General features: G+C 56.8%; 15 protein-coding genes. 5 read left to right on the top strand and 10 right to left on the bottom strand.

Annotated elements, in window-relative coordinates; all coding sequences use genetic code 11:
* Positions 1 to 19 precede the first annotated feature (19 nt).
* A complete protein-coding gene (locus IPM21_01205) occupies positions 20 to 922 on the top strand; it encodes a mechanosensitive ion channel family protein (protein MBK9162533.1) in 903 nt (300 codons plus the stop codon).
* Positions 923 to 1022: 100 nt separating this feature from the next.
* Here IPM21_01205 and IPM21_01200 read toward each other — a convergent pair whose 3' ends face one another.
* The 4 genes from IPM21_01200 to IPM21_01185 all read right to left on the bottom strand — a co-directional run bounded on the left by IPM21_01200 (position 1023) and on the right by IPM21_01185 (position 6852).
* Positions 1023 to 1349, bottom strand: a complete 327-nt coding sequence (locus tag IPM21_01200) for an energy transducer TonB (GenBank protein MBK9162532.1) — start codon at positions 1347 to 1349, stop codon at positions 1023 to 1025.
* Between the two features lie 90 nt (positions 1350 to 1439).
* On the bottom strand, positions 1440 to 2204 hold the full coding sequence (locus tag IPM21_01195) for a hypothetical protein (protein ID MBK9162531.1): 765 nt from the start codon (positions 2202 to 2204) through the stop codon (positions 1440 to 1442).
* Between the two features lie 205 nt (positions 2205 to 2409).
* Positions 2410 to 4917 (bottom strand): HAD-IC family P-type ATPase, encoded by a 2508-nt coding sequence (locus IPM21_01190; GenBank protein MBK9162530.1) that lies wholly within the window; start codon positions 4915 to 4917, stop codon positions 2410 to 2412.
* A 75-nt stretch (positions 4918 to 4992) separates the two neighbouring features.
* The gene (locus IPM21_01185) at positions 4993 to 6852 is read right to left on the bottom strand and encodes a PQQ-binding-like beta-propeller repeat protein (protein MBK9162529.1); all 1860 of its coding nucleotides are present in this window, start codon (positions 6850 to 6852) and stop codon (positions 4993 to 4995) included.
* A gap of 138 nt (positions 6853 to 6990) precedes the next feature.
* Here IPM21_01185 and IPM21_01180 point away from each other — a divergent pair, with 138 nt between their 5' ends.
* Positions 6991 to 8382, top strand: coding sequence for a glycine--tRNA ligase (locus tag IPM21_01180; GenBank protein ID MBK9162528.1), 1392 nt, complete (start codon positions 6991 to 6993; stop codon positions 8380 to 8382).
* A gap of 66 nt (positions 8383 to 8448) precedes the next feature.
* Here the strand turns inward: IPM21_01180 and IPM21_01175 are convergent, their stop codons facing one another.
* Positions 8449 to 9003 (bottom strand): hypothetical protein, encoded by a 555-nt coding sequence (locus IPM21_01175; GenBank protein ID MBK9162527.1) that lies wholly within the window; start codon positions 9001 to 9003, stop codon positions 8449 to 8451.
* Between the two features lie 23 nt (positions 9004 to 9026).
* Complete coding sequence (locus tag IPM21_01170; GenBank protein ID MBK9162526.1) at positions 9027 to 9341, bottom strand: hypothetical protein; 315 nt, start codon at positions 9339 to 9341, stop codon at positions 9027 to 9029.
* Between the two features lie 515 nt (positions 9342 to 9856).
* Here IPM21_01170 and IPM21_01165 point away from each other — a divergent pair.
* Entirely contained in the window at positions 9857 to 11731 is a 1875-nt protein-coding gene (locus IPM21_01165; GenBank protein MBK9162525.1) for a DNA primase, read from the top strand.
* A gap of 121 nt (positions 11732 to 11852) precedes the next feature.
* A complete protein-coding gene (gene rpoD / locus IPM21_01160; GenBank protein MBK9162524.1) occupies positions 11853 to 13586 on the top strand; it encodes an RNA polymerase sigma factor RpoD in 1734 nt (577 codons plus the stop codon).
* A gap of 98 nt (positions 13587 to 13684) precedes the next feature.
* Here the strand turns inward: rpoD and IPM21_01155 are convergent, their stop codons facing one another.
* From IPM21_01155 to IPM21_01140, 4 genes are all read right to left on the bottom strand, one after another.
* Positions 13685 to 15076, bottom strand: a complete 1392-nt coding sequence (locus IPM21_01155; GenBank protein MBK9162523.1) for an HD domain-containing protein — start codon at positions 15074 to 15076, stop codon at positions 13685 to 13687.
* A 1-nt stretch (position 15077) separates the two neighbouring features.
* Entirely contained in the window at positions 15078 to 16778 is a 1701-nt protein-coding gene (gene ftcD, locus IPM21_01150) for a glutamate formimidoyltransferase (protein ID MBK9162522.1), read from the bottom strand.
* 205 nt (positions 16779 to 16983) lie between these two features.
* Positions 16984 to 18252, bottom strand: a complete 1269-nt coding sequence (locus IPM21_01145) for an AAA family ATPase (protein MBK9162521.1) — start codon at positions 18250 to 18252, stop codon at positions 16984 to 16986.
* Positions 18253 to 18491: 239 nt separating this feature from the next.
* Entirely contained in the window at positions 18492 to 20216 is a 1725-nt protein-coding gene (locus IPM21_01140) for an AAA family ATPase (protein MBK9162520.1), read from the bottom strand.
* 333 nt (positions 20217 to 20549) lie between these two features.
* On the opposite strand from IPM21_01140, the gene IPM21_01135 reads away from it, so the two are divergent.
* Positions 20550 to 21005, top strand: a complete 456-nt coding sequence (locus IPM21_01135) for a hypothetical protein (protein ID MBK9162519.1) — start codon at positions 20550 to 20552, stop codon at positions 21003 to 21005.
* Positions 21006 to 21206: the final 201 nt, after the last annotated feature.

Here is a 21206-nt window from a genome sequence, read left to right as displayed (position 1 = left end):
CTTATAGGGGTGATCAACGATGGAAGAAACGATCAAAAGCTGGCTCTTTGACCCTGCGGTCGGAAAGTTCATAACGGCGTTAATAGTACTGATCGCATTGTTCGGGATATCGCGCCTGGCAAAGCGATCTGTAACCCGATATGTTCGGACAAGCGATACCCGCTATAAGCTTCGGAAATTCATTACTTTTCTCACGTATCTGGCGGCGATCCTGATTCTTAGCATCGTATTCAGTGATCGCTTGGGAGGGCTGACCGTTGCCCTCGGCGTTGCCGGCGCCGGTATTGCATTTGCATTGCAGGAAGTCATTTCGAGCTTTGCCGGGTGGTTTGCGATCTCGTTCGCCCATTTTTACAGCCCCGGGGACCGGGTTGAGGTTGGCGGAATTAAGGGCGACGTCATCGATATCAGCTTTCTGCGAACAACGATAATGGAATGCGGCGAATGGGTTGACGGCGATCTTTATAACGGTCGAGTTGTAAGGGTCGCAAACAGCTTTGTATTCAAGGCCCCGGTGTATAACTACTCCGGAGAATTTCCTTTCCTGTGGGATGAGATCAAGGTTCCGGTCAAATACGGAAGCGAAGAGAAGTACACACGGCAGACCCTTCAGATGGTCGCGGACGAACTCGTTGGTGATTATGCGGCGGGTGCAAAGGCAGCCTGGGTCAAATTCTCAAAGCAGTTTCTACTTGAGGACGCGGCCGTTGAGCCAATGGTCACGCTCGTGGCTACCGACAATTGGTTGGAATATACGGTCCGTTATGTGACGGATTACAAACTCCGTCGTCGTACAAAGGACCTGCTTTTCACGCGTATCGTCGAGGAATTCGCCCGATCCGAGGGCAAAGCGGCATTTGCATCTGCAACTTTTCACATTGTCGAAACCCCGCCTCTCGACATCAACATTCGGAACGGTTGAGCAGGAAACCAAATCACGCTTCGAGCCAAGAGCAAAATCTTGGACTGATGTGCGTGATCTGATCTTGGTCGACGACACACCGATATGCCGCAACGCCATCCTACTCCGGAGCGTTGAAATTGAAAACAAGTATGCCTTTGACCTTTACCGGTTTGCCAGCGAGCATTGTTGGGGCGAACTTTGCGGACCGGGCCGCGGTTACGGCCGACTGCCGAAGAAGCGGATGGCCGCTGACCGCGTTTGCCTCGATGACGTTGCCCTCAGTATCGATCATGATCTCAACATTGACGGCCCCCGACGCCCTGACCGCTCTTGTGGCCGGAGGATACGGCGGCTTCGGGAGGCTGATGGCCTTGCCGTTCAGAACCCCGCCTGAAATAACATCCGGAAGTTCCTTGCCCTTGACCGATCCGGAATTGGTCTTCAAAGACGATCAAGTTCACGAAAAATTGGAAACTGATCCTCCTCCCCGAGTGTGATGGGACTTGCCCTGCTCCTTTTACAGCGTCCACCAACTTCACAAAATTGCCATATTCTCGTTGGCTTCATCGGGGGTGAGCTTTACGAGAACCGCCTTTTCAACTTCGTTCGTATTCTCTCGCAGCACTCCGTTTTGTTCGCGTTCCCTGAAGATTTCGTCCAGTAATACGGTCAACTCTCGGAGGTCGGCTTTCGGCTCATTGTTTATCACCGGCCTTCCGTCATCTCCCGTCCGGATGAAAAGCGTTAGCGGATTCGGTTTGGCGTCGATATCTCGCTCGCGTTTGCTTATAATTTGCACTTCGAAGACCCGGTTTGGAGCAGCCACCGGCTCGGAAAACAATCCGCCCTCTTTCGCCTCGGGGTCGCGTGCGCTTGTAAGCAGCTTGACCGTTTCGATCTTTTGCCGCCGAAGTTCGTCGATGACCGCCGCGATTTCGCTCGTCGGAATATCTGCCGCAGCGGCGATATAAACGACCCGTTCATCCGGCGTCCTCGTGCTCATCGCTTCCTGCGCCCTTGAGCCAAGCGTGGCAATGTCGATTGGTTGCGAATCGGGGTCATGAAGCAAGATCTTGCCCGGCTCGAGCATAATGATCCGAAACGCCGATGGCTTACCCGCATCAAAGTCTTCGACGGCGTTTTCAAAGCCGGCCGGGATTCGTTCCGCTAATCTTCGCTGGCCCTCCGGCACCGAAGGCCCCGTCAGCTCGCGGAGCGATGCGCAGGCGAGGGAAGTTGCGGCCACCAAAGCGGCAGCCAGAACGAGACCGAACTTGTTTGAGCTATTTCTGCTTTTCATAAGAGCCGTGGTCCGAAGCCAAGCAAAGACCTATCTGCTGTTGGCTGAAACGATAACCTCGATCTGGGTCAATTGCAAATAAACGCTTCTCCACGGCCTCGAGCAACCGCTTTGCACGAGCTATTGCACGATCCGGTAAGCCCCGAGCGTGTCGCCATCGGCGAGTTTCGAGCAGGCCCGGCGATCCGTAGCCACCCGCGAGGCGTTACCGGCCTGCAGCAGCGGCATGCCGGTTGTTTCCGATCCTCAGGGCATACCAGCTGTAGGTCTCGGCCACAAGCCACACTCCGAGGGCGGACGCCAAAGTGATCAGGAGAATTTGGGCATCAAGCGGTGCAAGGCCGAGCATATCACGCAGGAAGGGCACATACAGCGTTGCGATCTGCAGCACGATCCCGGCGGCGACCGTTATATGAAGTGTCGGGTTTAGCTGCGGCAGTACAGAAATATGCCGCGACGGGTACGCGAAAACGATCTGTATGATCGATTCGAAAATGAACACCGCCGTCCGTACGGCCGCGACCCCATAACCCAACAGCGGCAGAGAAATAAGCAAGCCTATCCCTACCGCCGCTTTTATCGTTCCGGAAAGTGCAACGAAAAGGAGCGAAGCCCGGTCGAGCAGAGGCGAGCTAGGATCTCTCGGGGGAACGTCCATCATGCCGGAGTTTTTGTCGAGGCCAAGGGCGATGGCCGGCGGGCCGTCCGCGATCACATTGATCCACAAAAGCTGCACAGCTGTTAATGGCAGAAGCAATCCGCCGCTTGCGTCCTTGAGGCCGAGGATGAACGATCCGACAGAACCGCCGACGACCAGCAGTATCAGTGCAAGGTCGGTAGAAAAAAAGAAGCGGATGAACTTCTGAATGTTCTCGTAGATCCCGCGTCCTTCCTCAATGGCGGCCACGATGGTCGCAATGTTGTCGTCCAGTAAAACGAGGTCGGCGACCTCGCGGGAGACGTCGCTGCCGCGTTCGCCCATCGCCACGCCAACGTCTGAACGTTTTAGAGCGGGAGCGTCATTGACGCCGTCACCGGTGACAGCAACGATCTCGCCCCCGGCCTGCAGAGCCTCGACCAGCAATAGCTTATGCTCGGGCGAAACGCGGGCAAAGATGTTGCAGTGCTTTACCGCCTCATGCAGTTCATCGGCACCAAGGTTATCAACGTCGAATCCGGTCAGGACACGGCTCGGCGGGATGCCGACCGCGTTCGCGACCGCAAAGGCGGTTGCCGGGTGGTCGCCGGTGATCATCACAACCCGAATCCCCGCATCTTGTGCCTTTCTGATCGCTTCGGGGACTTCGGGCCGCGGCGGATCCCACAACAAGACAAGCCCCCCAAAATGCAGTTCGTCGTCACTCTCGCCGTCACGCCAGCCAAGCGCGATAACACGGAACCCGTCCGCGGCGTAACCTGCAGCTTTCTCTTCCCAATTTGTTCGCTCTTCGGCGGTCATTTTGGACCGCTCGATGATCACCTCGGGAGCACCCTTGAGATAGCTGACCTGGCGGCCGGCTTCTTCGACGGTGACACGCATGTACTTGTGCTTGCTGTCGAACGGAAGCACTGACTTCCGCGGCCGAGCTCTGTTCTCGGCGGCGGGGTCGATGCCTTGTGTTCGAGCGTATTCCAGCAGGGCGATCTCGAGCGGGTCGCCCGCTCCGGACTCGAGGTCGGCATCGTTGGCAAGAACCATCGCAAGGAGAGCGCTCCTGGTTTTCGGACTGTCCAGATCCTTGACGTACATTCTGTTTTCGGTCAGCGTACCGGTCTTGTCCGTTGCGATCACGGTCACCGAGCCAAGAGCCTCAACCGCGCTCAGGCGGCGGATCACTGCCTTTCGCTTTGCCATCCGTTCGACCCCGAGCGATAGCGTTAGCGTTAAGACCGCCGGCAGGCCTTCGGGTACTGCGGCAACCGCCAGAGCGACCGCGAACAAAAGAACCTGGCCGAGCCTTTCCGTCCCTTCGATGTAGAGGCCGGTTAGGATCAGAATTACCGCCAGACCGCCGATCGCGTAGGCAACCTGCCGTCCGAAAACGTCGAGACGCCTTTCAAGCGGTGTTTTGCCCGCGCCGATCTCCCCGATCATTACGGCAAGCCGCCCCATCGAACTCTTTTCGCCCGTATTTGTTACTGCGGCGTAGCATTTACCGCGCACAAGAAGTGTTCCGCTGAATAGCTCGCCGCCTTCGCCCTTCTCGACCGGTACGGACTCGCCCGTCAAGATCGATTCATCGACCGAAACACCTTGCGATTCCAAAAGGTCTCCGTCCGCTGGCACGCGTTCGCCCGCTTCGATCCGCACTACATCGCCCGGAACCAGCTCTGAGGCCGGAATATGGGAGATCCTTCCGTCGCGCACAACCCAAACAAGCGGAGCGGCAAGAAGTTTGAGCCGGTCAAGTGCAGCTTCGGCCTTGTTTTCCTGGTAAATTCCCAGCCCGGAATTCAAGAGCAAGATCAGGCCGATAGCTACAGATTCGATCGGTATTCCGTCGGCACCTTCTATGCCCCAAATAAGTATGTCGATGATAAGTGCGAAAAGGAGGATGTAGATCAGGGGGCTTTTAAATTGCCGCACAAAACGGACCCAAGCAGGAGTCGGGCGTTTTTCGGGCAGCGTGTTTCGCCCGAACTTCCCGAGCCGTACTTCAGCCTCGGCCCGGGTCAATCCGGTCTGCTTTTCTGTTCCGCTTGGCGGGTCCATAGTTTTGAGCGGCATCTTATGTAAATTGCGGCGCGGAAATGAGGTCACCTTGGTCCGGCCTTCGCCGGCCAGCCGCTATTGGGTGATGCTGAACGCCTTGAGTTTATCACCGTCGGCCGTGTAGAGCAGGCCGAGCGATTCATCTGTGAAGAACTGCGGGTCGGGGTCCGAGACCATGATCCGGCGCTCGTCGCGGCCGGTGTGGATATTAACGCCGACCAGGCCGCGGCGGTCCGCAGGCCGCGGCAGATCGGTGAAGAAATACATATGCCGGCCGCGAAGCTCTGCCAAACGCTCCCGCCTTAGCAGGTGCTCTGATAGCCGCTCGGCCTGACTAACCGGGTCGAGCCGGTCGAGAATGCTTTCCCGCACGTCGCTGCCCGATGGCAAAGCACGTCCGGCGGCTCGGCGAACGAGGCTCGAAGGCCGCACGACCGTAAGGCCCTCGATCCTGTTTGCGAGCCGCGGAAACTCAGCGATAGATCCATAGGTATAGATCCTTCGCGTAAGAAAATCACGGGCCGAGTTGCTTGCGAGCGTGGTCAGATCGAGCGAGCCAAATCTCTGCCTGAGCCCGGACCACCGGAGCGAGCGGACAATGCCGACGACATTTCCGCCGGTGCGGGCGATGTTGAACGCCGTACTCGCCAGCCCGCCATAGCGGAAATACAAAGCAACGGCCCTCAAAGCGATGCCCGTCACGATCCGCAGCACACCGCGGTCCGGTGCCTTGTGCCGCACACGCCAGCTTTCCTGTTTGCCGCGGAAGGCCGCCAGCGTGTCGCGGCCGCCGACCACGACCTCACGCCGCTCATTGAGCAGGACGAACTGGGCACCCCGCACCTTGTGTTCGAACTTTTCCTTGGACTTGCCCGTTCGGGCGTCGATGTAGATCAGGTCGTCGCGGTCGGCGACCACTATCGTTTCCTCATCGGCAAACGTGAAATTGGTGATTCCTTTATCAGCACCCTTGTACCGCCACATGACCTTGCCCGTCTGCGTGTCGATCGCCGAAACCCCGAATGGCCCCTTCGTCTCGGTCTCGCCGTCCTTTAGGCGGGTGAACTGCCCGCCCGTCCGGACGTAGAGCACGTCGCCGAGCAATGCCATCTCCGCCGCCGTGCCGAGGTCGTCCGCCTTCCATTCTTCCTTGCCGGTAGAGCGGCCAACGGCACGTATGCGTCCGCGGCCCGAGACGAAGATGTGCGAATCGTTGAATATTGGGTCGGCTTCAGTAAGGGCAAGCCCGCCCTCGTTCACCTTGAACCGCTCGCGTTCCTTTTCGTCGCCGGTGCGGGCGTCGTAGCTCGTCAGTCCCTCATAGAAGACAAGCAGACGGCCATCAAGCAGAAGCGGCGGACGGTAGTTGTCGAGTGTATACGCCACCTCGCCGCCTTCTTCGCCAAAGGTCGCGGGCATCATCTCAACATCGCTGTCGAGTTCGCGTCGCCAAAGCTGTTCGCCATCCGAAAGCCGCAGCATATGGATGACCGGCGTCCGTTTCATCTCGCTGCCGAGCCGGCCGCTTGTATCGCGGACGACGACCACGGCCAGCAGATCAAGCTCCGGGTCGGCGGCAAGCTGCAGGACATCGCCCCGCACCTTTTCACTTTCCCAGAGCCGCCCGCCCGAGATAAGATCGACCGCCGAGAGCCGCGAACGGCTGCCGAGGTCGCGGGTAAAGAGCAGAATGTCGGTGTCGGGTACCGGTGTGATCGCGGTCTCATTTATCTTCCCCGTGTCGCGTCGCCAAAGCCGCTGGCCCGTCTCGCCGTCGATGGCGTAAAGGCTCCGTTCCGTCCCGGCGAGTACGATCCCGAAGTCCGTCATCTGATAGAACGCGATTCGGCCATCGAGCCCCGCCTGCCACGCGGGTTGGGCAGAGCCGCCAACGAATAGCACGAGAGCAAAAGCAAAGGCCGGCAAGATCTTCATTGCCCCATTGTAAACCCACCGCGGCCCGAATCCGCAACAATTTACCGCCGCCGCCCACCGAAGAAGCAGATGGCCGCCTTCGCCCTTTCCGGCGAAACTATTGTAAAATCACAGTTTAACTTTTTCCCCGAGTTTATTATGTCTGCACCAAATATCGAGACCATCGTATCGCTTGCCAAACGCCGCGGCTTTGTTTATCCCGCATCTGAGATCTACGGCGGGCTTGGATCGTCTTGGGACTACGGCCCGCTCGGCGTGGAACTGGCGAACAACATCAAGCGAAGCTGGTGGAACTGGGCGGTTTATGAACGCGACGACATCGAGGGGCTCGATTCCTCGATCATCCTCAACCGCAGCGTCTGGAAATACTCCGGCCACGAGACGACCTTTTCCGATCCGCTCGTCGATTGCCGCGAGTGCAAATCCCGCCTGCGGCAGGATAAGCTTGACCAGAACGATGAAGGTAAATTCGTCTGCTCGAGCTGCGGTTCGACCAACCTGACCGACCCGAAGGATTTCAATCTGATGTTTCGGACGACCGTCGGTGCCGCATCGGCGGACGACGACCCAACTTCGCTCGCATATCTCCGCCCCGAGACGGCACAGGGCATTTTCATCAATTTCAAGAATGTGCTCGATACCTCGCGGCGAAAGCTGCCCTTCGGCATCGCCCAGATCGGCAAGGCGTTTCGCAACGAGGTGACGCCCGGAAATTTCATCTTCCGCACGCGCGAATTCGAGCAGATGGAGATCGAATATTTTGTCCGGCCCGAGGAAGCGGCGACGGCGCATCAGGAATGGATCGATGGATTTGACGAGTGGCTGTGGTCGGTCGGCATCTCGCCCGAGAACCTCAAACACTACGAACAGGAAAAGCACGAGCTTGCCCACTACTCCGAACGGACGGTCGATATCCTCTATCGCTTTTTCCCCGAACGCGAGGACGAAGCGAAGCAGTGGGACGAGCTGATGGGCATCGCCAACCGGACGGACTACGACCTTCGCGTGCACTCGAAAAAGCCGGAGGATGCGGAAGGGAAGCGGATCAACCCGGAATCGACCGAGGACCTTTCGTATTTCGATACGGCGACCAACGAGCGTTTTTACCCGTACATCATCGAGCCCTCGACCGGCGTCAACCGCACGCTCCTGGCCGTGATGATGGACGCCTACTCCGAACGCACGAACGATAAGGGCGAGACCCGCGTCATCCTGAAACTCAAGCCCGAGATGGCGCCGATCAAGGTCGCCGTCCTGCCGCTCGCGAAGAACAAGCCCGAGATCGTCGAGATGGCCCGCCGCATCAAGAAAGACCTGCAGCCCTCAATGCGTGCCGTCTATGACGACACCGGCGGCATCGGCAAGCTCTACGCCCGCCAGGATGAGATCGGCACGCCGTTCTGTGTCACCGTCGACCACGAATCGCTCGAAGATGGCGCCGTAACCGTCCGCGACCGCGACACCTGGAACCAGGAACGCGTAAATGTAGATGCGCTGGCGGAGTATCTGCGGTCGAGACTCGTCAGCTAGCTTGAAGCTGCCGCTGTTCGTCCCGCGGAGACCGCCTCTACCGGGACCGCGGCGAGGCTTTCAAGCTTAGGCGAGTGGCCCTTGCCGCTGCAGTGTGACAACGGCTTTGGAGAAGGGCGAGGTTTGGGTCATTTCAAGGCCTTCGGGCGTCATCCGCATTTCCTGCTTGATCGTCGTGCCGTAAAAGGGTATGTGATAAACGGCACCGTCATGGTCTTCGGCGATCGCTCCCGGAGCTATCCATTCAACAGGCTTCGCCAACCACGGAAACGCAAACTGCCGTCCTTTCATGACCAGATTTCGGCCATCCGCGTCGAGGCACATCGTCTCGTCGCTCCGCAGCAGCGTTATCCCGAATATCGAAAGCCGTGTCGTATGGAGAACTTCGTTTTGCTCCCGACGCGTCGTGGCATCGACCGTAGTCCAAAGAACGGCCCTGCCGGATCGGGATAGAAGATCCGTCATTCGAAGCGACCACCTGTCGAGCCGGCCGAGCCCGCTCGCCGCGAGAGCCTCGGCGTCGGTTATCGCAAAACGGAACCCGCCCCGCCAACGGCCCTCTTTTCGCTGATAATATTGAAGATTCAGCGGTGCCGGATGAGTGATATTTGCGTCGGTCATCGTGATTCACCTTCGGGCCTAGCTCATCGTTCGATGTACTCGGAAAGTGCAGGCCAGTCGATAACGTTCCACGCAAACAAAACGGTCACGGCAAGGTGGAACAAAACTATGAAGCCAAAAACGACCCACCACGCCGTCGGTTCACGCCAATAGTAAACCTTGCGGCCGTATGTTCCATGAAATGTGCCGCTGCGTAAGCCGAGGAATAGCAGCAAATAAAAAGCCCAACACATCAGCCACATCCCACCGCCGGTGATCCAGCTCCCCGTTTGAGTGCTGATGATCGCGGCCAAAACGAGGTCGATGATCATCCGCACGGCGATGAAGCCGTAGATCAAGCCAAATGTTCTCCTTTTCCAACTTGGACGCATAAATTGGCCTCCGGTGATCCGGATCAGCGTTCGCTAATATACTAACCCAAACCGACGAAACATTGGTGCGAAGACAGCGTTGGGCTCAGCGTCCCTGAAAGGGACGAATGTAATAGCCCAGGGTAAGAGCGAAGCCCGCAACCCTGGGAACGCAACGCAACCGACCGCCGACCCTGAAGGGGTCGAACAAACAACCGGAGATTTTGCTCCCCTTCAGGGAGCGACTCCGATAAACAACACATCCCCGGGGTTTCACCCCGGGCTATTATCTTCGTCACCTTCGGCGACCGTCTCGCGGCTCTGCCATTCTATTTGCGGAAAAGTTTACTTTTCCGGACGCTACAATAAATGTACCCGGCTAAGCCGCCCACAAATGAGCCACCAACGCAAGGCTTTCGCGTTCTGCACTACGCAGATCGAGCAGCAGGCCGCAGGAGCCTAAACACCGAAACATTCAAACACCTTCAGACACCTTTTCCTGTTTGATTAGAGTTGAATGGTATAATTCTGGCTTGCTTTACGACCAGTATTTCATTGATGACCTGAAGGACCGTGCTGATCTGGTGCGGTTGATCGAGCCGTATGCTCCGCTTAAGAAGAAGGGGGCGAACTGGATGGCTTGCTGTCCGTTTCATCAGGAGAAGACGCCTTCGTTCTCGGTCAATCCGGCGAAGGGTTTCTATAAATGCTTCGGCTGTGGGAAGGGCGGGAATGCGTTCACTTTCCTGATGGAAATGGAGGGCCTGAACTTCCCCGAGGCCGTCCAACGCGTTGCGGAAATGAACGGCGTGCCGCTGCCGGAACCTATCGACGACGGCCAGTATCAGCAGAGCAAAAAGCGAAAGGAAGAGAAGAAACAGCTCTCGGAACAGGTCATTGAGCTGAACCGGATCGCTCTCGAATTCTGGGAAGGCGAGCTACAATCAAAGGACAAAAAGGCGAAGGCGGCACGCGAATATCTGGAAGGACGCGGCATCTCGGAGGAGGTCCAGCGGCAGTTTCGCATCGGCTTTTCGCCCGATTCGTGGGATGCATTGCTCGGTCATCTAAAAGCGAAAGGTGCCGACGAAAAGCTTATCGAGCAAAGCGGGCTTGTCTCCGTAAATGAAGAGAAAGAAAGGGTGTTCGACCGTTTCCGCGGGCGGATAATGTTCCCCGTTCTGGACGTCAACGGCAACCCCGTCGCGTTCGGTGCCCGGGCAATGGGCAAAGACGAACCGAAGTATCTCAATTCGCCGGAGACGCCGGCTTATGTGAAAGGCCAGCATCTTTACGGGCTCTTCCAGTCGAAAGATGCCATTCGGCAAAAGAAATTCGCCATCTTGGTTGAGGGCTATCTCGACCTGATCGCCCTTTACCAATTCGGCGTCTCGAACGTAGCCGCAAGCCTCGGGACGGCGTTCACACCCGAGCAATCAAAGCTGCTTTCTCGCTTTACCAAACGCATCGTCATCAACTACGACGGCGATTCGGCGGGCATAAAGGCCGCTCGTCGGGCGATCGAGGAGCTACTCCCGCAAGATTTCGATATCAAGGTTCTTGTGCTGCCGGACGGCCAGGACCCGGACGACTTCATCCGTTCGAACGGTCCCGAGGCCTATAACGAAGCACGCGGCAAGGCAAAGACGTTCCTCGCCTTTACGCTCGATGCCTCGCTTCGCGACCGAAAGCTCGCGAACCCGCGAGACAAAGCCGACGCGATCGCCGAAGCCATGCCCGCGATAGGTGCGATCAAGAACCCGATCCAGAAACGTGAGTCGTTCGATCAGGCGATGAACTTCTATCGCATCGATGATGAAACGATCAAACGCGACCTCTGGCGTTCGGTCCGGTCGGCGGCTGTCGACGCGGTCTCGATCGGAAAGCAGGTCCGAAGGCTGCATCATTCGCGGATCACCATCGCCGAACAGCAATTGCTTGAGATGATCGTCCACGACCACGAGCTTTGCGAGATCGTTCTTTCGAGCCTTGAGGTGACCGACCACTCCGACCTCGTCACCGGACCGATCTTTCAGGCATTGATAAGCCGCATGGCAAACGGCAAACTGCCAACGCCCGACGAGCTGCACGGGCTCTTTGCCGACGACGAGATGCTCCACGACATCACGGGAATGCTCCAGTTGGTAGAGCCTAAAAGGCAGCCCGGCGAGGTCATCGACGACCTGCTCCGCTCGGCTGAGAACTGCATTTGCACCTTGCGCAAACTCGCCATCGACAACAGATTAGGCTCGATCGCCCAGGAACTGATCGCCGCTGAGAACTCAACCGACGTAGCACTCTTAAACTCACTCGTTGGCGAACAGCTCGAACTCGCACGTATACGCCAGGAGCTTCTTAGTAAAATCAAGGAAATCTGATAACATAGATGGTTTAGTTCTTGTGGCAATGCCGCTGAGTTTTTAGCGTTCGGAAAAGATTTGCAGACTTAAATTGATGACAACGGTTTGGTGCCCCGTTTAATCCAAATCGTTTTGACTTATGGCCGATTACAACGAGAAAGAAGACCTGATGGACCGCCTGGTGGCCATCGGTAAGCGAAAGAAGTTCCTTAGCCTCGACGAGCTGCATCGCGAAATGCCTGACAATATGATGTCCGCAGAGGACCTCGAGGACGTTCTCGAACGCCTCGAAGGAGCGAATATTTCGGTTGCAGAAAGCGACGCCAAGTTGCTTGAAAAAGCACAGAATCTGGCTCTAGACGAAGAAGAGGATACAGATGACGAGGACGACCTCGACCTTGATCTCTCCGCTGGTGTTCTTGATAAATCCAACGATCCGGTAAGGCTTTACCTACGCGAGATGGGTATCGTTCCGCTGCTAACCCGTGAGGGCGAGGTTGCCATTGCAAAGCGGATCGAACGCGGACAAATAAAGACCCAAAAATCTATCACGCGTTCGCCGATCGCGGTCGAAAGGCTTATTCAACTCGGGACCGAACTCGAAACCGGTGTACACAGCATCCGCGAATCGGTGATCTTTGCCGAACAAGCTGAGATCTCGGTCGAAGAGGACAAAGCTGAAGAGTATCTTCGCTGGACGCTCGAAGGCATCGAGCGGATCAAGAAGACATATGCGGCGACGATCAAGTCTTATGTAGCTCTTGCAAAAGAAGAAGAAGCTCAGAAGGGCAAACCGAAACCCGGTAAGAAACTCCTTCGGCTCCGAAGGCAAACCGCCTCGCTACGGCTTGAGGTGGCAGGAGAGATCAAGGCCATTAACCTGACCGAATACGCTTCGCAGCTTCTGATCCTCGAGATCAAACAGGTCGTAGAAAAGATAAAGGGACACGAGTCCGTTATCAAAAAGCATGAGCGTAAGATCGCTCGCGGCAAGGTCACACCGGCAGAAAAGCGGAAGATCAATGCAGCCATACGTGAGGAGAGGACTGCGATCAGCGAGATCGAAGAGCGATATCGCATCCCGGCACTCGAGATCAAGCGTTCCCTGCAGACGATCGTTGTAGGCGAGGCAGAAACCAACCAAGCAAAACGCGAACTCGTCGAAGCGAACCTTCGTCTGGTTGTTTCCATCGCCAAGAAATATACGAACCGTGGCCTTCAGTTTCTAGACCTGATCCAGGAAGGCAACATCGGCTTGATGAAGGCGGTCGATAAGTTCGAGTGGCGTCGTGGCTACAAGTTCTCGACCTACGCGACATGGTGGATCCGGCAAGCGATCACGCGTGCCATTGCCGATCAGGCCCGCACCATCCGAATCCCCGTGCACATGATCGAGACGATCAATAAGCTGATCCGCACTTCGCGGTTGCTTGTGCAGGAACTCGGTCGCGAACCTTCGAGCGAAGAGATCGCAAAGCGGATGGACATCCCAGTATCGAAGGTCCGAAAGGTACTCAAGATCGCACAAGAGCCGATATCTCTCGAAACGCCGATCGGCGAGGAAGAGGATTCGCACCTCGGCGATTTCATCGAGGACCGCTCGATCCTCAATCCGGCGGAATCGGTCACATTTTCGAACCTTCGCGAGATCACGGATGAAGTTCTAGCGACCCTTACTCCACGCGAGGAGAAGGTCATCAAGATGCGTTTTGGGCTTGGCTCAACCGGGTCAGAACACACGCTCGAAGAGGTCGGCCAGCACTTCGCCGTAACCCGCGAACGCATCCGTCAGATCGAGGCTAAGGCGTTGAGAAAGCTCAGGCATCCCTCACGATCACGTCGCTTGAAGGCGTTCCTTGAAGGCAAGGCTTAGTAACCTAATTATAAAGAAACAAAGGCAGTCGAACGCGGCTGCCTTTTGTACAGGCGTTTCACGCTTCATCCGGGGCATTGCAATAGGTCAATCGGCATTCACATCTGTTGATCGATCAGCACTTTAGCTTGCTCGACGGCCTCGGAAAGATCGCTGACCTTCCCGTCGAGCTGCATTTCGTAGACTGCATCCAGTATGCGACTGAAATCGGGCGACGGCGTCAAGCCCAGATCGATCAGGTGCCGGCCGAGCAATATCGGGTCTGGTGCCTTTTTTTCGACCGCAAGCGAGCGAACGCGTTCGATGAACCACTCCTGTGCTTCGGAGCCGAAGATCATCTTGCTACGGTCACCATCCGGATAGCGGCCAAGGCTGTCGGCCTTTGCGACTCGGTACAACAGGTCGGGCTCGACCTTCCTTGCAAGCCTGCGAAACGCTCCATCGCCGACGGGCTCTTTTGCCTTGAACCACTCACCGGGCTTTAGGTGATAACGGACGAGTTGAATCACCTGATCGCGAACGTCATATCCATTGAGCGTAAATACGCCGAGCCGATCCAAAAAGGAGATCGTCGGTTCAACGCCCGCTTCATCATGCCCGCGTGACCGCGTACGACCGTCAACGAAAACCGTCGTTGGAGGCTTGCCGAGGTCGTGACATAAGGCTCCTAACATGACCGTCACTTTCCTTTCGTACGGCAGATCGTCGATCAACATTCTCGCCTCGTCAACGACCATCATAGTGTGCACATCGACGTCGCCTTCAGGGTGCCAATCAGGTTCTTGCGGAACGCCGACGAGTGAATCGAGCTCGGGGAAGATCTGCCGAACAACACCAAGATCGTATAGCCATTTCAAACCGATCGAGGGTCGACTTGCATGCAGGAGAAGCTTTTCGAGCTCGCCCCAGATGCGTTCGCGGGGCAGATCGGTAACATCGATCGACCGACAGATCTCCGCCGTCTCGGCTTCGAGCTCAAAATCGAACCTCGCCGCAAACTGGGCTGCCCGAAGCACACGCAAGCTGTCCTCTCCGAATGTGTCTTTTGATACCATCCGCAAAAGGCCGCGATTGATGTCGCCACGCCCGTCAAAAGGATCAACGATCTCGCCGGTCAGTGGATCTTTGAGGATCGCATTGACGGTGAAATCACGCCGTGAGCAGGCATCTTCGAACGACATATCGGGGGCGCCGTCGACAACGAAGCCCCGATGCCCGCGGCCCGTTTTGCGTTCACGCCGCGGCAAGGAAACGTCGAGATCATTGCCAAGCTTATAGACCGCAAACGCCTCGCCGACGACTTTCACGTCGCCGAAGTCGTCGAGCAATTCACGCAGTTTGTCCGGCTCGATGCCATACACTTCGAGGTCCCAATCTTTTGGTGCAATGCCCATCAGCTCGTCGCGGACGCATCCGCCGACAAGCATCGCCCGGCCGCCGGCCTCTCGGATGGCGTTTGCCAGGTTCAGGATGTCGCGTTCTGTGGTCATCTTATTGGCTGATCTTTCCGTTCACTATCTCCATAATTGTGGCTTCCTGTTCGATCGCTTTGCGTTCGATCTCGGCCCCGCGGGCGAGCATTTCCGCGGCAAAGTCCTTGTCTTTCAAACCCGCTGCATTGATCTTTACGTTGAGAAACGCCCCGATCACCGCCGAGCGGGCACAGAGTGCTCCGACTCCCGCGTCCGTAACCGAGTTCGGATTGCCGTGCTCGGCCATCGCCCTGATCACCTCAAACGAATCGAACGCCCGCTCCATCGTCCGGAACGGAACCTCGGTCGCGTAGCGAGTAGCCTCTTGTATCGCCTCGGAGCGAGCCGCTTTTTCTTCTTCGGTTCCCTTTGGCAGGCCGAACGCGGCCATCACGCGGTTGAACGATTCGGTGTCCTCATCGACGAGCCGCAGGAGGTCTTCCTTTATCTCCTGAGCCTTGACTGCCCAGTCTGAAAACTCTTCCCAGCGTTCGTCCCAGCCGGCCTTGTGCGAGGAGAGATTCGCGACCATCGCGGCGAGTGCGGCCCCGAGTGCTCCCATGTAAGCCGAGATCGAGCCGCCGCCGGGTGCGGGTGATTCGGACGCCGTCTCTTCGGCAAACGCGCGGCAGGTCATATCGACGAGCCGCTTGCCGGTGCTCTCCGCCGCGAGCACGTATTCGATGATCTTCTCCTGCGGGTTCCAGGGTTTGAGGTCGTCGAGCCCCATCGACCGGATGGCGATCTTGACGATCTCGCTTTCGGCGATGCCGTGCGAACGGCTCTGCTTGGTCAGGTAATGCTTGCCGGCTTCGATGATCGCCGCTTTCGGCACGAGCCCGACTATCTCGAGCCCGGTAACGCGGATTCCTCGTGCGGCGGCCTTGCTGCTCACCTCGTCAAAGGCGACGTGGAGCGGCGTCTCGGAAAGGTTCGTGATGTTCATCGAGACCTGTGCGATGCCGTATTCTTCGATGTACCAGCCGATCGCCTTAGTGCCATTGAGCGTTCCGGGGATCATCACCGGCTCGCCGCGTTCGTCCAGGATCGGCTTGCCGGTTATCGGGTGGCCTTCGCGTTTCGGGCGGCCTTTTTCGCGGACGTCGAAGGCGATGGCGTTCGCCCGGCGGGTCGAGGTTGTGTTCAGGTTGAAGTTGACAGCGATCAGAAAATCTCTCGCCCCGACCGCCGTCGCTCCCGAGCGGGCAACGCTCTCCTTAAACTCCGCCGGGCCGAAGTCCGGCCGCCATTCTGCCGTTGTGATGCGGTCCTTCAGCCCTTCGTATTCGCCCTCGCGGCAATTGGCGAGGTTGCGGCGAATCTCGCTCGCGGCGGCGTTCTCGTAAAGATAGACCGGGATGCCGAGTTCCTTTCCGATGCGTTCGCCGAGCTTCCTTGCGTATTCCGCCGTCTCTTCCATCGATATGCCGGAGACCGGAACCAGCGGGCAAACATCGGTCGCACCGAACCGCGGGTGATCGCCCTTGTGCCGACGCATGTCGATCAGTTCCTGTGCTTTCCGGACCGCCTGAAAGGCCGCCTCGACAACCTCGTCAGGCGTGCCGACAAAGGTCACGACCGTGCGGTTGGTTGTCGCACCGGGGTCAACGTCGAGCAGCATTACGCCGTCGATCCGCTCTATCTCACCGGTGATCTGACGGATCACCGCCATGTCGCGGCCCTCGCTGAAATTGGGCACGCATTCTATCAATCTGGTCATATTATGTTCCGCCATTCTTAGCATACATTTGTGGCATAGCTTGCCCACGAATTCAATTTCGCCCAACGGTATCCGGCCCGCATGTTCTGTTTTTATTTCGGCATCGCGCGTTCGCGAAAACAAATGGGACAACTGGGACAAGTGGGACAAATGGGACAAATGGGACAACTGGAACGCTTGGAACATTGGAATTTTTCGGTGCATTTTATTCGGCAGTAACCTTCAGGTATCTGTTCACAGTTGAAAGGGCGACGCCGAGCCGTCGAGAGACCTCCCGCTGGGAAAGGCCAAGCTTGCTCAACTCGATGCACTTCTCGATCAGCATCATCTTTTCCGGCTCTTTCGGCGAGGTCATCCAGCCGATGTGGTCGCGTTCGTCCGTGAGGCCTTCGAACTCCATCCCGAGCCAGCAGGTGTCCTTTTTGATACGGAGTGTTGCGACGCGGTCCTCGGTTTCGTCGAAGCTATTTCGCTGCTTGAGGCACTTCAGGTAGCGGACGTCCGGGCCGAGCCGCGAACGGCCGAGGGCAAAGACGCTGTCGGCAAAGTTGGCGATCATCTTCGAGCCCTGCAGGTCGTTGAGCGTGAACGGCCAGGCGGCGTAACGCTTTGGCGTATGGGCAAGGACGAGGACCGAGAGGCCGTACTCACGCCGGAGGCGGGCGATCGCCTTCATTATCCGCGGGGCGGCGTTGCCGGTCTGCGACGAATTGTTGAGCCAGGTGATGTTGTCGATGATGACGACCGAGGCCTCTGTAAAGCGGATGAGCCGGACCAGCGAATCGGTGATGAACTCGGTTTCGCTGCCGAAATCCTCGGGCAGTTGCTCATAGGCCCGCGGCTGGCTGCGGATAAAATTGCGATGGAACGGAAACTTGGCCGGGGCCTGCGGGTCGTCGTTCGAGTAGCGGCGGTCAAACTGCTCGCGGGTCAGCTCGAGGTCGAAATAGATGACACGCTGCCGCGGAACGTCGAGCTCAAAGCCGCCGATGGCCACGCCCGAAGCGATCGATTGGGCGATCTGTGTCGCCAAAATGCTCTTGCCGGCGCCGGTGTCGGAAAATAGAACGGCGACCTCGCCCTCGGCCCAAAACCTGCCGAGCAGCCGCGGCCGGCGGTCGTTGAACTTTGGGTTTGTGAAATAAAGATAGGCCGGGCTGGCGGTGAAAATGCTGTCATAACGACGATACCGCATCCGCGGAAGAACCTCTTCGGGCAAATGCGGCAGCAAATGATAGTCCGGCTGGCCGGCAAATTCGTCCGGCTCTTCGGTTTCCTCCGGGTCATCGCCCTCAGAAGTTTCTATAGTTTCTGTGGTCTCTGTGGTCTCTGTGGTTTCGGCCTCATACGCGTGCATTGCCGGCTCATCCGCCTCGCCCTCGGCATCATCATAAAGAAACGGATACCGCTCCCGGGCCTCCGCCTCTTCGTCGAAATCATCGTCGTCGTGAATCGGGTTATATTCATCTCTCATCCCGCCATTCTCCCCCGCCTCTCGAACCGATGGAATACCGATCCGTGAGATACGGGAGAAATGGATGATATGGATGATGTGGAAGGGGCAAACGGTGAGCGGTGAGCAGTAAAGACAGTCTTTGGGATAAGCCAATCAACGATTCGGGAACGCAGCTTCAGTCCAAAAAATAAGCCGCTTCGAAAGGCAAACCTTCTCAATCACCTTTGGAACTGGCAAGACCGGGACAAAATAAGATTTCATAGGGCAGCAAGTCCGTGGACAAACTTTCGCGCGTCCTCAAGCTCTGGGTCCGTTGCAAGATCGCGTGTAAGAACCGCGTTTACCCACCTCGGTCCGTGTCCGCCCACGGTTCGAACGTAACCTTCAAGCTCGCCGACCTCAACGACGTGGAGGCCACCAGTCCGTAGGTTAGACAAAAGCCGTTCACACGCCATTGAGGGATCGCCCGACGGGACGAATGCTTTTCCAACGAGTTTCGCATTAGCCCAAGCGGATGTGCGTCTCAGGACCTTTTGAATATCGGCTTTAGTACTCGGAGGAAATGTGGTCGAAGTAACAGCTGAGAGAAGCTCTTCAATCTCCTTTTTCACTTCATCTGTGCTTAGATCTGGCTTCTTGCCATCCACTGCGCTTTTTACTAGGAGCCAATCGGACCGTATTCCCGCCCACTCAATGCCGAGAGCCTCGACGATCGTCTTTAAAGGTTCTTTCTCAGATAGAACGTCGAAGTCGGCGACGGCTCGTACCGGCACATCGACTTCGCGAAGAGCCCGAATCACGACCGGAAGGCGAGCTTTTCCTCCACAATGCGTGAACATCAAATCGGGACGTTTTGCGTCGTCAGCGTTCCCTACCATGGTTGCGTCGAGAATCGCTGAATAAAATCGGCAGTCAGCATCAGCCTCACACACCACAACACCCTCATGAAAAAGGCCATCAAGAATGTTGGAGTACCGAAGCAGCGGATCACCCCAGAGCTCTTTGATCCTCTCGTTGCTCAACAAGCGGACCGTGTTTGTGGATCCGGTTCGCCGAATCCGGATCACGCGTACATCAGGGCTCTCGGTGTCGAGAACGCCCCGTAGAATGTCGGTACTATGCGTTGCAATAAATAGCTGCCGATCCTTGTTCCGGTCTTGAACGAGTGTAGTGCCCAACAAACGAGCCTGCGGCGGATGTAAAAATGCTTCAGGTTCGTCTATCAACACGATGCTTTCGCGTCCGACTGAAGTTGCCAATAGGACGCCCGCGAAGCTGCGCATACCATCACATTGAGTATGCAGCGTTGGAAGCTCTTCCAACCGTTCAATGTAACTAATGCTGACCCGGTCTTCACCGGCAGCTGGCGTTGGTCGCTCGCCAACATGCAAGGGAACTTGACTCCCGGCATTACGATGAACAACAAGATCAACGCCAAAAGCCTTTCGAAACTTCGAACTCAATCGGGACTCAAGCTTGTCGTCTCGTAGCAAGAAGTGGATCGGATGGCTTGGATTGTCGCGCGCGAGCGCGATGTTTCCGGGTGGAATGGAGATTTGAAGCCGTTCATCGGCAGTCAGTAAATGGCAAAACCAACGTGCCAATCCGCCCAGCATATTGCCTGCACGCTGCCACTCGCTGTGGGCGTCGCGTACGTGAAGCGCATGCCCAAGCGCTTGGTAAACTGGGTTATCAGGTGGCGACTCAATTCGCCGGACAGTCCAACCTACGAGCCAATCGATGAGTTCATCCGCGCTGCCCGTTCGTTTAATGTTCAGACTCTGTAAGACTGGGCTCTGGTGAGCAACGTTTTGTAACTTTTCTCTTATTGCGCGAAGCGCGGCACTCTTCCCAGCGTTATTTGGCCCGACAACAAGTACGACATCATTAGGTGAGATTTCAACAACGGTGTCGTCACTGAACGTGAGGCTGCTGATTGCTACCCGAGGCGTCTGCGATTTAGTCGTGTTGGATTCATCCATAAGGGGGTAATATTGATTAATGCGAACTCCGTCGAAAATACACTAGACATCAGTATAAACTGCACGGTTTTGGCAAATCGAAGGCTTTTGCCGATGACTGATTTAACGCTCACAATGAGCGCGACTGGAGGCTGCGTCTTCACCTTGTCTTGGTTTGACACCGTCTCCGCGAAAGAGACTTTTGATCTTTGTCCTTCGTAGATCTTTTTGTGAGACGCTCAGATTGTCGCCGTAATAGAGAGTGTTCATAGGAGTTTCGGCGTTATATTACTGCACGGAACGATGTTTTCAAAATCCGTGATTTCTCGATCTCAGGGCGGGTTGTTCGGGCGGATGGACGCGCGATCGGCGGGGCGTTTGTGCGGCTCAAGGGCGGCGAGCGGCTATGACGCCCGTTTCACGGGCTTTGGTGGGTGTGGTGGGCAACCCCACGTTCCGCTTCGCTCCACGTGGGGCTACAGATATGCCGCTGCTCCGCAGCTTGGGACGTTTGAGTTACGTCCTTGCTCCGCGTGGGGCTACAAATATGCCGCTGCTCCGCAGCTTAGTACGTTTGAGTGGCGTCTTCGCTCCACGTGGGGCTACAAATATGCCGCTGCTCCGCAGCTTAGGACGTTTGATTCACGTCTTCGCTTCACATGGGGCTACAAATATGCCGCTGCTCCGCAGCTTGGGACGTTTGAGTTACTTCCTTGCTCCGCGTGGGGCTACAGATATGCCGCTGCTCCGCAGCTTAGGGCGTCCGGGTCACGTCTTCGCCTTTGGGGAAGAATTCGGCCGGAGGCGTAGCCTCGTTCACTTTGGTAGCCCTACGGAAAGGCAAGGCTTTCCGCTCATCGGAGGGCAGAGCCCTGTGGAAGAAAGAATGCCAGACGGAAAGGCAAGCCTTTCCGCAGTGCCCATCGGCAAAGCCGGATCCTTTCCGGAGATCGCTCCGTCGCTTCTATCAATTGCCAGTAGCTTCAGCTAGTGGAAAAGGTCCAAAAAATG

Source organism: Acidobacteriota bacterium, from assembly GCA_016716435.1.
Taxonomy (GTDB): Bacteria; Acidobacteriota; Blastocatellia; order Pyrinomonadales; family Pyrinomonadaceae; genus OLB17.
The sequence above is the reverse complement of the archived record's forward strand: the minus strand, read 5'-3'. Positions and strand labels throughout refer to the sequence as shown.